This window comes from Actimicrobium sp. CCC2.4 (genome assembly GCF_034347385.1).
Taxonomy (GTDB): Bacteria; Pseudomonadota; Gammaproteobacteria; order Burkholderiales; family Burkholderiaceae_D; genus Actimicrobium.
This window is the reverse complement of sequence record NZ_CP133777.1, coordinates 2,377,669-2,392,085: the sequence shown is the minus strand read 5'-3', so window position 1 is coordinate 2,392,085 and position 14,417 is coordinate 2,377,669. Positions and strand designations below refer to the sequence as shown.

Below are 14,417 nucleotides of genomic sequence, written 5' to 3'. Positions count from 1 at the left end.
CCATGAGCAAAACGCTGGCGCTGACAGAAAAACTGATCGCGCTCTCTTCCGTGACTCCCGAAGACAACGGTTGCCAACAACATCTGATCGCCTTGCTGGCACCATTGGGCTTCCATTGCGAAGCCATCCAGTCCGGCAATGTCACCAATCTGTGGGCGCGCAAGGGCAGCGCACAACCATTGCTGGTGTTTGCCGGCCACACCGACGTCGTGCCGACCGGCCCGCTCGACCAGTGGACCTCGCCGCCGTTCTTGCCGACCCACCGCGATGGCAAGCTGTATGGGCGTGGCTCGGCCGACATGAAAACCTCGATCGCCGCGATGGTGATCGCAGTCGAGGAATTCACTGCCAGCCACCCGGATCACAAGGGATCGATCGGTTTCCTGATTACCAGTGATGAGGAAGGCCCGGCCACCGACGGCACCATCGTGGTCTGCAATTTGCTGAAGGAACGTGGCGAGCAGCTCGACTACTGCATCGTCGGTGAACCGACTGCAACCGAACAGCTGGGCGACACCATCAAGAATGGCCGGCGCGGGTCGATGTCCGGCCGGCTGGTGGTGCGCGGCATCCAGGGCCACATCGCCTATCCGCAGCTTGCGCGCAATCCGATCCATCAGGCGGCACCGGCGATCGCCGAACTGGTCGCCGAGCAGTGGGACGAGGCCAACGAGTATTACCTGCCGACGTCGTGGCAGGTCTCGAACATCCATGCCGGCGCCGGTGTCTCGAACGTGATTCCGGGCGAGCTGGTGATCGATTTCAATTTCCGTTTTTCGACCGCCAGCACGGTCGAAGGATTGCAGCAGCGCGTGCAGGAAATCCTGTCGCGTCATGGTCTCGAATACAGCCTGAAATGGACCGTCAGCGGGCTGCCGTTCCTGACACCGCGCGGTGAGCTCAGCGATGCGATCAGTGCAGCGATCAAGTCCGAGACCGGGCTTGAGACCGACCTGTCGACCACCGGCGGCACCTCGGATGGCCGCTTCATTGCGCAAATCTGCCCGCAAGTCATCGAGGTCGGTCCGCCCAACGGCAGCATCCATAAAATCGATGAACACGTTGAAGTGCGCTATATCGATCCGCTGAAAAACATCTACCGCAAAACGCTGGAAAATCTGCTGACCTGATCTTACCGGTTGCGCCCATGCCCTCCTTGGGCGCGACCTCCTCCTCTCCTTTTTCCTGATCGACCACTTCCCATGACGACTCATTTTTCGACCATCCGCGACATGCTGCGCTATGCAGTGACCCGTTTCAATGAAGCCAAGCTGTTCTTCGGTCATGGCAGCAGCAACGCCCTCGACGAAGCGGCCTACCTGATTCTGCATACGCTGCACCTGCCGCTCGACAAGCTCGATCCCTTTCTCGATGCACACCTGCTGCCCGATGAAATCAACGCCTTGCTCGAGGTGATCCGCCGCCGTGCCGTCGAACGTCAACCGGCCGCCTACATCACGCAGCAGGCCTGGCTGGGCGACTACCATTTTTATGTCGACGAGCGTGTGCTGGTGCCGCGTTCGTTCATCGCGGAGCTGATCCCGGACCAGTTTTCGCCGTGGGTCAGCGATGCCGATGGTGTGCTCAACATTCTGGAGCTGTGCACCGGTTCCGGCTGCCTGGCGATCATGCTGGCCGATGCTTTTCCGAATGCCCATGTCGATGCGATCGACATCTCCGCCGATGCGCTGGCCGTGGCCCGCCGCAATGTCGACGACTACGAACTGCAAGACCGCATCACGCTGATCGAATCGAACCTGTACGCCGCCGTGCCCGTCAAGAAATACGACCTGATCATCTCCAACCCGCCGTATGTCAACAGTGCCTCGATGGACAAGTTGCCGAAGGAATACCAGATCGAACCGCGTATTGCGCTGGCCGGCGGCACTGATGGCATGGACCTGGTGCGCAACATCGTCGCCGGTGCACGCGAGCGCCTGACCCGTGGCGGCTTGCTGGTGGTCGAAATCGGCAACGAACGCGCACACGCCGAACTGGCTTTCCCGACTCTGGAGCTGACCTGGATGACCACCAGCGCCGGCGACGACATGGTATTTCTGGCCACCGCCGACAAGCTTTGATGCTAGCGGCGAACCGCATCGCGTATACTGCGCGTTCGCCGAACTGACTTTCCTTCCCCCCGACACCAAGAAAGGGGAGCGCCACCGCGCTCCCGCAAGTGCATTAACCATGATTCGTTTCCAGCAAGTTTCCATGATGCGCGGCATCAAGCCGTTGCTCGACAATGTCGACCTCACCCTCAATCCCGGCGACAAGATCGGCCTGATCGGTGCCAATGGCGCCGGCAAGTCCAGCCTGTTCGGCCTGTTGCGCGGCGAACTGCATGCCGACCTCGGCAGCATCGACTTCCCGACCAAGTGGCGCATGGCCTACGTGGCACAGGAAACACCGGCGCTGGACCGCGCTGCGCTGGATTACGCGATCGATGGCGACATCACCTTGCGCCGGCTGGAAGACGAGCTGGCCTTCCTCGAAAGCGAACCCGAAAGCTCGGCCAATGGCTTGCTGATCGGCGACCTGTACAGCGCACTGGCGGACGCCGATGCCTACACCGTGCGCTCGCGCGGCGAGCAGTTGCTCACTGGCCTCGGCTTCTCAATGGCGCAGATGAACCAGCCGGTCGCGAGTTTTTCCGGCGGCTGGCGCATGCGGCTGAACCTGGCGCAAGCGCTGATGTGCCCGTCGGATTTGCTGCTGCTCGATGAACCGACCAACCATCTGGATCTGGACGCCATCATCTGGCTCGAAGACTGGCTCAAGCGCTACGCCGGTACGCTGATCATCATTTCGCATGACCGCGACTTCCTCGACGGCGTGGTCAACGTGATCGTGCATATCGACGAACGCAAGCTCAAGCGTTACTCGGGCAATTACAGTTCGTTCGAGCGCCAGCGCGCCGCGCAAATGATCCTCGCCGCCGGCACGCTCGAAAAGCAGCAGCGCCAGCGTTCGCACCTGGAATCTTTCATCAACCGCTTCAAGGCGCAAGCTAGCAAGGCGCGTCAGGCACAGAGCCGGATGAAGGCACTGGCCAAGATGGATGAGCTCGCGCCATTGCGCGCTGCAGCCGAATTTTCGTTCGAATTCCGCGAGCCGGCCAGCGCGCCAAACCCGTTGCTGACGATGGAAAACGTCAATGCCGGTTATCGCGTCGAGAGCCAGACCGACCATAGCGTCGAGGTCAAGACCATCGTCTCGGACATCAAGTTCTCATTGCAGATCGGCCAGCGTATCGGTCTGCTCGGTGTCAACGGCGCCGGCAAATCGACGCTGATCAAGACTATCGCCGGCGAGCTGATGCCGCTGTCGGGCGATGCCCAGTTCGGCAAAGGCCTGGCCATCGGTTACTTCGCCCAGCATCAGGTCGAAATGCTGCGCCACGAAGAATCGCCGCTCTGGCATCTGGCGCACATTGCACCGACGGTGCGCGAGCAGGAACTGCGCAACTTCCTCGGCAGCTTCAACTTCAACGGCCCGATGGTGACTAGCAAGATCGCGCCGTTTTCCGGTGGCGAAAAAGCCCGTCTTGCCCTGGCGCTGATCGTCTGGCAACGCCCTAACCTGCTGCTGCTCGATGAACCGACCAACCATCTGGACCTGGAAACGCGCGAAGCGCTGACGATGGCGCTGGCGCAGTTCGAAGGCACGCTGGTGGTGGTCTCGCATGACCGGCATTTGCTGCGCGCCACCACCGACGAATTCATCATCGTCGCCGATGGCAAGTTGCAGCCGTTCGATGGCGACCTCGACGATTACAAAGACTGGCTCTTCAAGACCAAGCTGGCCACCAAGACCAATGCCATCGGGACGGCACTGCCGAAAGTGACCACCAAGTCCGCCAGCATTATCGAGCCGCCCAGCGTGGCCGCACCGAGCAAGGACCAGAAGCGCGCCGAAGCCGAAGAACGCCAGAAACTGGCGACACGCAAGAAACCGATCGAGAACAAGCTGAAGAAACTCGAAGAACAAATTGCCAAGCGCACTGCGCAAAAAGCGGTAATCGACGAGCGGCTGGCCAATCCGGAAATCTACGATAGCGCCAACAAGAAAGATCTGAAAACGCTGCTGACCGATCAGGCCTACTTCAAGAAAGAACTGGCCGAACTTGAAGCGCAATGGATCGAGCAGCAGGAAGCGCTGGAACAGGTGGTCTGACGATGCCGACGCCTGTCGACCAGCCGCTGCGCGGCATTCGCATCCTCGACCTGACACGTTTGCTGCCGGGTCCGATGGCGACGCTGCAACTGGCCGACATGGGTGCCGACGTCATCAAGATCGAAGAGCCCGGAGCCGGTGATCCGGCCCGCGCGATGGGACCGTTCCCGGGCGAGCTGTCGCAGTTTTTTCAGGTCGTCAATCGGGGTAAGCAACTTGTGCGGCTGGATCTGAAAAACGCCGACCAGCGCGAGCAATTACTCACGATGGTCGAAACCGCAGACGTCCTCGTCGAGAGTTTTCGACCGGGCGTGATGGCGCGTCTGGGCTTGGGCTGGGAGGTGCTGAAAGCGCGCAATCCGACGCTGGTGGTGTGTGCGATTTCCGGCTACGGACAGGCGGGGCCGATGGCGCTGATGGCCGGCCATGACGTCAACTATCTGGCCAGTGCCGGCATGCTGGAACAGAACGCCGGCAGCGATGGCAAACCGGCGCTGGCGAACTTGCAGGTCGCCGATTTGCTGGGTGGATCACAGACCGCCGTGCAAGGTATCCTGGCGGCGCTGCTGGCGGTGAAGATGGGTGGACCGGGACGTTATGTCGATGTCTCGATGACGCACGCAGTCTTCGCCAACAATGTCATGCCGCTGGTGGCAGTGAAGAATTTTGGCGTACCGGCCCAACCCGGGCGCGACTTGCTCACGGGCGGTGTGGCTTGCTACAACGTCTATCGCACTAGCGATGCACGGTACGTGGCGGTTGGCGCGCTGGAACTGAAATTCTGGGAGTTGTTCTGCGCCACGGCCGGACGGCCGGACTGGGCAACGCAGCATTGGGCGCTCGGTCAAGTGGTGGGGTGCGATGACGCGCTGGCGTTGATCGATGCGGTGGCCGGGTACTTTTCAGGCCTCGATCTCGATGCAGCGATGGCGCATTTTGAAGGCGTCGATTGCTGCGTGTCGGCGGTGTTGCGGATGGATGAAGCGATGGAGTCTGCGCTGTTAAAAAACCCGGGCCTGGAGGTGATTCGCAGCCCGGTCAGTTTTCTGTATTAAATGCAGGATCCCAAGGCATTGGGGCAGTGACACCTGGCGGCAACCCCGTGCTGCAGGATATCCGGGTGTGCTGTATTTTGAATGGAGTGGGCAGAAACTGCCCGGTCCGATCTAAATCCCTTGAAATGAAACATCGTATTTTCTTGAGACCGATTCCTTCCTAGGTTAAATGCGATATCGATAAATAATCTGATCCCCGCAATCAAATCCAGGCAGTCAATTACGCGATCCCTCACCACTGACTGCCTGTTTTTTTACACGGTCTGGACCAGGTACCGGCCATACCCTCCCGAATATCGTACCGGTGTGATGAATTGTCTCAACGGTTTTAGATCGTTCGAGGTGTCATCGTAGAACCACCCGGCTTGTCATCCGTGGCAGTCTTATCTTTTGCCAACATACCGGTAAGTTCCTTCATTTCCTCTGGTGTGATTTTTCCCTCCTTCAGTTTTTTGAGTAGCTCTTTGAGTCTCTTTTCATCGTCGGTTTCCTCCGTTGCTGCCGGATCCTTTGGCGCAGTAGGCGCATGACTGGAGGTCGACTCAGCCTTAGCTGCATCAATACGCCTCAACAGTTCGGCAGCGATTTCTGATTTGCGGGCATCGCTTAAACCGGGCGAACCCAGCATCGTCGTCAGGTCCTTGTTCGACATCGTGGACATCTTGGTTCCAAACTCGCCCGTCGACATCCCGTTTGCTTGCGTTACTGCGGCATTAGTGCCACCAGCAGCACCACCGGATTGGTATGCCGTTGAACCGGCTACGCTACCTGAACCGCTTACATTCGTAATTGCCATGATTTTCTCCTATAACTTTCTATATCGATGAAATAACTCACTTTATTGCGTCCACGCAGATTGCTCCAGGCGTTCATTTAAACTGCGCAGCTAAAATCCGAATGCCCGATTACTACTCTTTTTTAATCTTTAATTACGATTTCAGATCAGACCTGAGCGCTTTTTTTTTCCTGAAAATTCTGCTCAAACAAGTGCCCGGCAATAGCCCTTTTGTCCGCGGAAAGATCTCCGCTTTTTGACAACATTAATAATTCAGATTCGGATTTTCCAAGGCATAGTTGGGAAAAGGATGTGTTATTCCAGTCATTCAGGTGCGGTACAGACACATCACCAATTGTGGTTTGAATAGTTGGACTGGACGTCTGAGAAGTAAGATTAAAAACTATTGCCATGACTTTCCCCTGAATATCAACTGATTAACTTTATTGTCTATGGGTGTTGTCTGCGAAGTGCTGGTTCCACGCCGCGACTTAGCGTGGGGATTTGAATTGGGACGCGATGAAAAAAACCGGATAGGACAGCATCCTGGCGCTGGATGTCGCGCACGATACGCTGCGAATAGCGTCGGATGACGCAGTGGCAGTTCGATTTTCAGGTCCGAATGGAGAGTGATGCTCTTGCAGGTAGCTGTTCGTGACAGAACGGCGGTTCCACCTTGCTGGGCTACACTGCGCAATACCTCTTTTTTCAGGAACCGGATTGAACGCACTTCCCCCCATATCGATGACCATCATCGGCGCAGGCCGCGTCGGCAAAACGCTGGCCCGTGTCTGCCACGACAAGAGTGCCGCCGTCATTACAGACCTACTCAGCCGCACAATCCGCAGCGCACAGGAGGCAGTAGATTTCGTCGGTGCCGGCAGGCCGGTGGAGGCGATCGAACAACTCGCGCCGGCCCGGTTATTTGTACTGGCCGTACCGGACGACCAGATCGCCGCATGCAGCAAGCGCCTGGCGGCGAGCAGACTGACCGGGCCGGACAGCGTCGTGATCCACTGCAGCGGTGCGCTAGCGTCAAACGTGTTGCATGCAGTGGCTGCAACGGGTGCGGCGGTGGCGAGCGTGCATCCGATCCGCAGCTTTGCTGATCCGGCGGCGGTCGCGGCGGGCTTTGATGGCACCTGTTGCGGGGTCGAAGGAGACGCCGTGGCGTTAGCATTGCTGACACCGCTTTTGCAGCGCATTGGTGCGCGCCTGATTCCGATACGCGCAGAATCAAAAACGCTATATCACGCGGCAGCCGTGTTCGCTTCGAACTATCTGGTGAGTGTGCTGGCGGTGGCGCAACAAGCCTATGTCGCTGCGGGTATCCCGGCCGGGGTGGCGCTGGAACTACTCACGCCGCTGGCGCGCGAGTCGGCTGAAAACGTGTTCCGGCTCGGACCGGCCGCCGCCCTCACCGGCCCCATCGCCCGCGGCGACGTCGCCACGGTGGCGCGGCAACTGGACGCAGTGCAACAGTGGGATACCGGCTACGGTCAGCTTTACGAACAACTTGCCGCCGCCACGACAAGACTGGCCGCAACACGATGACGATACCGAAACGAACTGAGCGCCATGCTGCTGGAAATTACTGATTACCTGAGTCTGCCCTTGAGCGAGATCGAACTGACCGCGATCCGTGCTCAAGGTCCGGGCGGACAAAACGTGAACAAGGTCGCCACAGCGATTCATTTGCGCTTCAATATCACCGCGTCATCGCTGCCGGAATATTGCCGCGAGCGCTTGCTGGTACTCAACGACCAGCGCATCACCCGCGACGGCGTCATCATCATCAAGGCACAACACGGACGCAGCCAGCAGCAAAGCAAGGCCGAAGCCTTGCGCCGGTTGCAGGAACTGATCCAGCAAGCGCTGGTCGTGCAGACCTTGCGCCGCGCAACCAAACCGACGCGCAGTTCGCAGCGCAAACGCGTCGATGCAAAGACCGGACGTGGCGCAGTCAAAGCCTTGCGCGGGAAAGTGCGGGAGTGAACAAAGAGGCGCGGCAACAGCGCAATGCCGAACGGCTGCAGCAACTGCATCCGGGATTCCGGTTGCGCGTACACACGATGCTGACCGCACTGGAGGCGGCCGGTTGGCATCCGCGCTGCCAGGATGCCTGGCGCTCGCCGGAGCAGCAACTGCGGGCCTGGCGCAATGGGTATTCCAAGCTGAAATTCGGTTTTCATAATGTCACCGATGCCGACGGCAACCCTGCGGCGCTGGCAGTCGATGTGCTCGATGATGATGCGCCGGAGTCGGCGTCACCGGTCTTTCTGTTGCAGCTTGCCGCCGCAGCCGAACAAGCGGGTTTGCGCACCGGCATCCGTTGGGGTTTGCCACGGGCGCTGGCGCAGGCAATCGACCGCGCCGTCGCCGCCAGCGACTGGCATGCCGCGGTCAAGCTCGGCTGGGACCCCGGCCATGTCGAAACAAGCGATGTGACCGTCGCACAAGCCCGTGCCGGCCGGCGTCCGTCAGGCCCGGACCAGGTCGAGAAAACCTGAACTCCCCACGTCGCTGCCATCAATCGACCAGCATTGACGCAGCAGGCTGGCGTAGACATTCCGGAAATCAATCGCATGCCCGATATTGCCACTGCCGTCGAGCCGGGTCAGCTGAGGTGCTGCCCCCAGCAGCCCGCCGTTGACCCGCCCTCCCAGCACAAAATGCGCTGCTGCCGTGCCGTGGTCGGTACCGCCGGACTGGTTTTCGCGCGGACGGCGTCCAAATTCCGAATAGGTCGAGATGACGGTTGTATCCCATCGGTTCAATTCGACCAGCGCCGATTTCAATGCCACCAGGCCGTCGGCGAGCTGGGTCAGCAAACCGGCCTGTGTCCCGTTCTGGTTCTGGTGGGTATCAAAATTACCCAATGTCAGGCGCAGCACCGCCACCGGTTTGCCCGTTTGTTCGCCGTTGCCGATTACTTGCGCGGCGGTCCTGACGACATCGCCGAACGCACCTTTCGGAAACGCAGTCCGGAAGGCGACCTTACCCTGGGTCGGTCTCATTCCATCGGCAGCCTTGACGATATCGGTTTCGACTTTCATCAGGTGATCCAGTGCGGCATTGCCATGCGTGTTGGCCGGCATTGCGAGGCGGGCATTGCCAAGGAACTGGTCGGTACTCGACAAGGCCACCGCGCGCGCGCCACCGGCCAATGGCCCCAGTTCCTGGCTACCGATGATGACGCCATCGGCGCTGAACGCCGCCGGTGTCGGATGGCCGGCAAACACGCGCGTCAGCCAGCCTTGCTGCAAATACTGGTCAGAGCGCGACGCCGTATCCCAGATTTCAATCGAGCGAAAGTGCGACAGATTCGGCTGCGGATAACCGACACCCTGCAATACGGCCAGTTGCCGCTCCTGCCACAGCGGCATCAACGGCTGCAGAGCGGGATGCAATCCGGTCGCGGCATCGAGTTGCAAGACCTCATCACGCTTGATTGCAATGCGCGGGCGCAGCGCGTAGTAGGCTGGATCGGCATACGGCACCACCATGTTCAGGCCGTCATTGCCACCTTTGAGTTCAATCAGGATCAACAGGTTGCGAAATGCCGCGGCACTGTCGGCCAGCGCCAACCGCGGCACCAGCATGGCAGCACCCAGACCGGCAGAAAAGTGCAGAAATTCGCGTCGTTGCATCGCAGGCTTTCGATAACTTCTTATTTCAATTGGTAGACCGGATCCATCACCAGACTGCGCAAATAGGCCGAGCCGCGCAACGCCGCATTGGTTGGCGCGCTCGGCTCCCGCGCCAGCACGACACGCTGGATGGCCAGTCGCTGCCGCACATCGGGAATGGCCATGTCGTCACTGGCGAACTGGGACAGCCAGGCATGCGGATCGAAACCGATCATCGTCACGGCGCTGGCGAACTGGATCCTGCCCTCCCGCCCGAGCGCTTGCTGCCCGGGTAGCTTGGCACCGTCCTGCATCCGTACGGAAGCCATCGCCGGTTGCGGATCAGTGGCGCGAAATAACCGTTCCAGCACCGACTTGCGCGCCAGCAGCGTCGTGCTGTTGATCCACGCATCGCCACCTGGCCAGCCTTTGACGTTGGGCGGGCTGAACAGGTTCTGGCCCAACTGTCCCACCGCAAAAGTGAATGGCAACGGATCGTCGTAACTGAAATGGAACTGACGTATCGTGCCGACCACCAGTTCGACCGGCGACTTGACTAGCGTGGCGCGATTGGCGACATCCCAGAAAGCCGGCGCAAGAAAAAGTTCGCGCAAGGCGACCTTGATCTCGTAATGACTATCGCGAAATTGCAGGGCGATGCGTTTAACTTCACGCGGATCAGGCGTTGGAGAGATAAATTCGCGCCAGAGCTTGTCGACCAGATACTCGGCACAGGCCGGTTGCGCCAGCAGGATGTCGAGCATGGCATCACCATCAAGATTGCCGCTGATGCCGAGGACCGTCTTGCTGCCATTGTCATGAGCACCGGGCCTGGCCCTGAACTCGCCTGTATCGCGCTCGACACTCCAACCGGTCAGCGCACGGGCGGCTTCCTTGACATCCTGCTCGTTGTAATGGCCCTCGCCTAGCGTGAACAACTCCATCACTTCACGCGCAAAATTTTCGTTTGGTGCGCCTTTGCGGTTACTGGAATTATCGAGGTACAGCAGCATCGCCGGATCCCGGGCGATTGCGTGCAGCAAGGTACCGAAGTTGCCCAGTGCCTGCTGGCGCAACAGCACATTCTGGCGATACATGAGCCGGGTGGCGCGCACCTTTTGCTGGCTGGACGTGAAGTGGTTATGCCAGAACAACGTCATGCGCTCGGTGAGCGGTGCCGGCGTCGACAGCATCTCGCGCAACCACCATCCGCGCAGCGCAAACGCATGGCGCTGCTCGAGTTCGCGCAGCGCTTTTTTCTCGTCGTCGGATTTGTCTTTGAATTCGGAGTACGGGATGAGCGCTTCGTCGGTCCAGTCCGGCGCAGGCGACAAGGCGATGGTGCGGGTGCCGGCCAGCACTTGTTCGACGGCCTGGCGTCGGGTCAATCCGTTGTAGCGCGCGACCTCGGCAGCGTCCGGCGCGAAGCCGGTGCGAAGCAGAAAAAACCGGGCATCCGCGTCGTCGAGCTGCTGCGCCGAGGCAAGGCCTGTGGCAAGCCAGAGCAATGCCAGCATCAGGAGTTTTTGGGAAGATCGAGTCGACGCGGGCATGGTCGTATCGCGATTAGCGTTTCTTGGAAGTAATGTCGTTATTGGCTTCGCCGATCTGGCGGCGTAGTGCCCGACGGTCATCGGCACTCATGCGTTCGCCGCGACGGCGCGACTGGTCGCCTTGTGTGGCGGAGTCTTGAGGGGGAGCCTCGCGCACCTGCGGCTCGACACGATCCGCCCGACGTTGCTCGCCACGGATGTCTCGACGCAGGCGGCTGTCTTCGCGATCGTTGCTGTGGGCGAAGGTCGCGCTAAGCGCCAGGACAAGACTGATAATGCAGGTACCGAGGACGGTTTTCATTTGATTTCCCTAGAGGCGGACCGGCAAGACTGGCCGGAACGACGCTGAAGTCTATGCGGCTTTGCAAGTAGATCGCCGGTGCATTCCGTAAAGTGTGTAATATTTTGTAATGCGCCACAACTCGTGGTTTTTAAACGGATTTCTGACGTTACCATACCCCCATGAATACGACTCCCAATTCCGCCACGCCTACCACCCCGACTGGCCATCAGCCCAAAATCCTAGTCGTCGACGACGACATCCGCTTGCGAGACCTGCTACGGCGATATCTAGCCGAACAAGGTTTCAATGTCATCACCGCCGAAAACTCCCAAACCATGAACAAGCTCTGGCTGCGCGAACGCTATGACTTGCTGGTGCTCGACCTGATGCTGCCTGGTGAAGACGGTCTATCGATTTGCCGCCGCCTGCGTGGTGCCGGCGATATGACGCCAATCATCATGCTGACTGCGAGAGGCGAAGACGTCGACCGCATCGTCGGCCTCGAAATGGGGGCCGACGACTACCTCCCAAAACCGTTCAACCCCCGCGAACTGGTCGCACGCATCAGCGCTGTTCTGCGGCGCAAGGCACCGGATGAATTGCCCGGTGCGCCATCGGAGCGGCCACAATCATTCGAGTTCGGCGAATTCGTGCTTGACCTCGGTACCCGTACGCTCAAGAAAAGCGGCGTCAGCGTGGCCCTGACCACCGGTGAGTTTTCCGTCCTCAAGGTGTTCGCCCGCCATGCCCGCCAGCCACTCTCCCGTGAAAAATTAATGGAAATGGCGCGCGGTCGCGAATACGAAGTGTATGACCGCAGCCTCGATGTCCAGATCTCCCGCCTGCGCAAATTGATCGAACCCGATCCGTCGAGCCCGCTCTATATACAGACAGTGTGGGGCCTCGGTTATGTCTTTATCCCCGAGGGACAGCCGCGTTGATCCAGCCGTGACCACCGCCCTGCATCGCCCCGATAACAATCAGGCCCGGCTGGTCTGGTTTCGCAGCGGATTATTCTGGCGCACCTTCGTGTTACTGGCTTTTCTGATCATGATCAGTATGGCGGCATGGGTAGCCAGTTTACGGATGGTCGAGCGGGAACCGCGCGCCGAACAACTGGCCAATCAGATCATCTCTGTCGTCACGATTACGCGCGCCGCGCTAACCCATTCTGCCCCCGATCTGCGCATCGAATTGCTGTTTGACCTCGCCAGCAACGAGGGCATCCGCGTCTATCCGCTGGAAGACGATGACCTCATCGTGCCGCCGCGCGACAGCACGCTGATGCCTTTGCTGCAGACCCGTATCCGCAACAAACTGGGACCGGATACGCGCTTCGCACGCAAGGTCAACGAGGTCGCCGGATTCTGGGTCAGCTTCAAAATCGACGGTGATGACTACTGGCTGATGCTCGACCGCGATCGCATCGACCGCACTCCCGGCATCCAGTGGCTGGGCTGGGCCGCCGTGACGGTGCTGCTGGCGCTGCTCGGTGCAGGGTTCATTTCGCGCCTGATCAACCAGCCACTGGCGCGCCTGAGTGCTGCTGCACGCGCGATTGCCAAGGGTCAGCAACCGGAGCCGCTGCCTGAACGGGGTCCGCTCGAAGTACGTGAAGCCAATCAAAGTTTTAACCACATGGTCGATGACCTGAACCGGATCGAGTCCGATCGTGCGGTCATACTGGCCGGTATTTCACACGATTTGCGCACGCCGATTTCACGCATGCTGCTGGAAGTCGAAATGGCCAGATTGAGCGACGAGGCGCGCATCGGCATGCAATCCGACCTGGCCCAGATGGACGGCATCATCGGCCAGTTCCTCGATTACGCCAAGCCCACCGACACGGCCAGTTTCGTACAAATCGACCTGTCGCAATTACTGGAACTCGCGGCACAGGAAGCCGGCCGCTTGCCCGACGTGCGCGTGACCACGCATCTCGATGCCGGCATCACGGCCATGGGCAACCCGATCGAACTCAAACGCGTCATTAACAACGTAATCGAAAATGCCCGCCGCTACGGCAGAACGGACAATGGCGAATTTACTGATGTTGACATCATCTGCTGCATCGAAGGCGGCAAGGTCCTCATTGAAATCGGTGACCATGGCGAAGGGATTCCCGAGTCCGAAATGGACCGGCTGCGTCGTCCGTTCACGCGTCTAGATGTCGCGCGTGGCCAGGCCAATGGTTCGGGACTCGGCTTAGCCATCGTCGAACGCGTGATTCGTCGCCACTCGGGTAAACTGCATCTGCGCAATCGCCATGACCACGGCCTGATTATTGAAATCACGCTACCAACCGCCTGACCCGTTGCCTTATCAGACCGACTCGACCGAAAAAATCCATGACACATCCTCACGCCGATCACACCCTCAGCACGATAGCCGAGCTCGAAGCGCTCTACGGCCTGCCCGGTGAGCGCGCCAGCCTCAAGCAGATCAATCATCTCGATGCCGTGTGCCAGCGTTTCATTGCCGCTGCACCGTTCCTGCTGGTGGCGACGTGCGGTGCGACCGGCATGGATTGTTCGCCGCGCGGCGACCAGCCCGGCTTTGTCGGTATCGACGATGCCCACACGCTGCTGCTACCGGACCGGCGCGGCAATAACCGCATTGACAGCCTGCGCAATCTGATCGCCAATCCAATGATCGGCCTGCTATTTCTGATCCCCGGCGTGCACCAGTGCCTGCGCGTCAATGGCACTGCGCGCATCAGTCTCGACCCGGCCTTGCTGGCACGATTCGCGCTGGACGGTGTGCCACCCACGAGCGTGCTGGTGGTCCGCGTCGAGCAAGCCTTCGTGCAGTGTTCACGCGCGATTCTGCGCGGCGGTCTGTGGCCGGTCGACGCCACGCAGGTGCCGGGACTATCGGACCTGCTGCAGGCGCAAATCGGCAGCAAAGAGTGATCGACCAGTCTATGATGCCAGCTGTCACCGCGCA

At 59.7% G+C, this 14,417-nt stretch carries 15 protein-coding genes; 10 read left to right on the top strand and 5 right to left on the bottom strand.

The genetic code is table 11. The features are described 5' to 3' along the window. Window positions 1-2: 2 nt before the first annotated feature. The 4 genes from dapE (at window position 3) to RHM62_RS11140 (ending at window position 5,231) form a co-directional block, all read left to right on the top strand. Window positions 3-1,130 carry a succinyl-diaminopimelate desuccinylase gene (gene dapE, locus RHM62_RS11155; protein ID WP_322122172.1) on the top strand — a complete coding sequence of 376 codons (1,128 nt, stop codon included), beginning with the start codon at window positions 3-5 and terminating at the stop codon, window positions 1,128-1,130. Between the two features lie 72 nt (window positions 1,131-1,202). After that, window positions 1,203-2,081: a 50S ribosomal protein L3 N(5)-glutamine methyltransferase gene (prmB, locus tag RHM62_RS11150; protein WP_322122171.1), complete on the top strand. Its 879-nt coding sequence runs from the start codon at window positions 1,203-1,205 to the stop codon at window positions 2,079-2,081. A 109-nt stretch (window positions 2,082-2,190) separates the two neighbouring features. Next, window positions 2,191-4,176 carry a ribosomal protection-like ABC-F family protein gene (gene abc-f, locus RHM62_RS11145; RefSeq protein ID WP_322122170.1) on the top strand — a complete coding sequence of 662 codons (1,986 nt, stop codon included), beginning with the start codon at window positions 2,191-2,193 and terminating at the stop codon, window positions 4,174-4,176. A 2-nt stretch (window positions 4,177-4,178) separates the two neighbouring features. Beyond that, window positions 4,179-5,231, top strand: a complete 1,053-nt coding sequence (locus RHM62_RS11140) for a CaiB/BaiF CoA-transferase family protein (protein ID WP_322122169.1) — start codon at window positions 4,179-4,181, stop codon at window positions 5,229-5,231. A gap of 328 nt (window positions 5,232-5,559) precedes the next feature. On the opposite strand, the gene RHM62_RS11135 is transcribed toward RHM62_RS11140, so the two are convergent. Together RHM62_RS11135 and RHM62_RS11130 are read right to left on the bottom strand one after the other, a co-directional pair. Next, window positions 5,560-6,027, bottom strand: a complete 468-nt coding sequence (locus RHM62_RS11135; protein WP_322122168.1) for a hypothetical protein — start codon at window positions 6,025-6,027, stop codon at window positions 5,560-5,562. A 146-nt stretch (window positions 6,028-6,173) separates the two neighbouring features. After that, window positions 6,174-6,419, bottom strand: coding sequence for a hypothetical protein (locus tag RHM62_RS11130; protein ID WP_322122167.1), 246 nt, complete (start codon window positions 6,417-6,419; stop codon window positions 6,174-6,176). Window positions 6,420-6,750: 331 nt separating this feature from the next. Here RHM62_RS11130 and RHM62_RS11125 point away from each other — a divergent pair, with 331 nt between their 5' ends. The 3 genes from RHM62_RS11125 to RHM62_RS11115 are packed head-to-tail and all read left to right on the top strand — an operon-like array spanning window position 6,751 to window position 8,516. Then, a complete protein-coding gene (locus tag RHM62_RS11125; protein ID WP_322125393.1) occupies window positions 6,751-7,560 on the top strand; it encodes a Rossmann-like and DUF2520 domain-containing protein in 810 nt (269 codons plus the stop codon). A 24-nt stretch (window positions 7,561-7,584) separates the two neighbouring features. Further along, a complete protein-coding gene (gene arfB, locus RHM62_RS11120) occupies window positions 7,585-8,001 on the top strand; it encodes an alternative ribosome rescue aminoacyl-tRNA hydrolase ArfB (protein ID WP_322122166.1) in 417 nt (138 codons plus the stop codon). Next, a complete protein-coding gene (locus RHM62_RS11115) occupies window positions 7,998-8,516 on the top strand; it encodes a hypothetical protein (RefSeq protein WP_322122165.1) in 519 nt (172 codons plus the stop codon). The genes arfB and RHM62_RS11115 overlap by 4 nt, the downstream gene beginning before the upstream one ends. On the opposite strand, the gene RHM62_RS11110 is transcribed toward RHM62_RS11115, so the two are convergent. The 3 genes from RHM62_RS11110 to RHM62_RS11100 are packed head-to-tail and all read right to left on the bottom strand — an operon-like array spanning window position 8,487 to window position 11,489. After that, complete coding sequence (locus tag RHM62_RS11110; protein WP_416172254.1) at window positions 8,487-9,656, bottom strand: DUF1501 domain-containing protein; 1,170 nt, start codon at window positions 9,654-9,656, stop codon at window positions 8,487-8,489. The two genes, RHM62_RS11115 and RHM62_RS11110, sit on opposite strands and share 30 nt — an antisense overlap. Before the next feature lie 20 nt (window positions 9,657-9,676). Then, window positions 9,677-11,152, bottom strand: coding sequence for a DUF1800 domain-containing protein (locus tag RHM62_RS11105; RefSeq protein WP_322122164.1), 1,476 nt, complete (start codon window positions 11,150-11,152; stop codon window positions 9,677-9,679). A gap of 49 nt (window positions 11,153-11,201) precedes the next feature. Further along, on the bottom strand, window positions 11,202-11,489 hold the full coding sequence (locus RHM62_RS11100; RefSeq protein ID WP_322122163.1) for a hypothetical protein: 288 nt from the start codon (window positions 11,487-11,489) through the stop codon (window positions 11,202-11,204). Window positions 11,490-11,650: 161 nt separating this feature from the next. Between RHM62_RS11100 and ompR the strand changes: the two genes are divergently transcribed. From ompR to RHM62_RS11085, 3 genes are read left to right on the top strand one after another with little or no spacing between them, the layout of a single operon-like run. Further along, entirely contained in the window at window positions 11,651-12,412 is a 762-nt protein-coding gene (gene ompR / locus RHM62_RS11095; protein ID WP_322122162.1) for a two-component system response regulator OmpR, read from the top strand. A gap of 7 nt (window positions 12,413-12,419) precedes the next feature. Then, a complete protein-coding gene (locus RHM62_RS11090; protein ID WP_322122161.1) occupies window positions 12,420-13,781 on the top strand; it encodes a sensor histidine kinase in 1,362 nt (453 codons plus the stop codon). Between the two features lie 38 nt (window positions 13,782-13,819). Beyond that, window positions 13,820-14,383, top strand: coding sequence for an MSMEG_1061 family FMN-dependent PPOX-type flavoprotein (locus tag RHM62_RS11085; protein WP_322122160.1), 564 nt, complete (start codon window positions 13,820-13,822; stop codon window positions 14,381-14,383). The last annotated feature ends 34 nt before the right edge of the window (window positions 14,384-14,417 follow it).

Excerpts from the sequence above, each read along its gene's own strand:
- RHM62_RS11140 (WP_322122169.1), top strand. The coding sequence starts at position 4,179 with ATGCCGACGCCTGTCGACCAGCCGCTGCGCGGCATTCGCATCCTCGAC.
- ompR (WP_322122162.1), top strand. The coding sequence starts at position 11,651 with ATGAATACGACTCCCAATTCCGCCACGCCTACCACCCCGACTGGCCAT.
- RHM62_RS11100 (WP_322122163.1), bottom strand. The coding sequence starts at position 11,489 with ATGAAAACCGTCCTCGGTACCTGCATTATCAGTCTTGTCCTGGCGCTT.
- abc-f (WP_322122170.1), top strand. The coding sequence starts at position 2,191 with ATGATTCGTTTCCAGCAAGTTTCCATGATGCGCGGCATCAAGCCGTTG.
- RHM62_RS11105 (WP_322122164.1), bottom strand. The coding sequence starts at position 11,152 with ATGCTGGCATTGCTCTGGCTTGCCACAGGCCTTGCCTCGGCGCAGCAG.
- arfB (WP_322122166.1), top strand. The coding sequence starts at position 7,585 with ATGCTGCTGGAAATTACTGATTACCTGAGTCTGCCCTTGAGCGAGATC.
- RHM62_RS11130 (WP_322122167.1), bottom strand. The coding sequence starts at position 6,419 with ATGGCAATAGTTTTTAATCTTACTTCTCAGACGTCCAGTCCAACTATT.
- RHM62_RS11125 (WP_322125393.1), top strand. The coding sequence starts at position 6,751 with ATGACCATCATCGGCGCAGGCCGCGTCGGCAAAACGCTGGCCCGTGTC.
- RHM62_RS11110 (WP_416172254.1), bottom strand. The coding sequence starts at position 9,656 with ATGCAACGACGCGAATTTCTGCACTTTTCTGCCGGTCTGGGTGCTGCC.
- RHM62_RS11135 (WP_322122168.1), bottom strand. The coding sequence starts at position 6,027 with ATGGCAATTACGAATGTAAGCGGTTCAGGTAGCGTAGCCGGTTCAACG.
- prmB (WP_322122171.1), top strand. The coding sequence starts at position 1,203 with ATGACGACTCATTTTTCGACCATCCGCGACATGCTGCGCTATGCAGTG.
- RHM62_RS11085 (WP_322122160.1), top strand. The coding sequence starts at position 13,820 with ATGACACATCCTCACGCCGATCACACCCTCAGCACGATAGCCGAGCTC.
- dapE (WP_322122172.1), top strand. The coding sequence starts at position 3 with ATGAGCAAAACGCTGGCGCTGACAGAAAAACTGATCGCGCTCTCTTCC.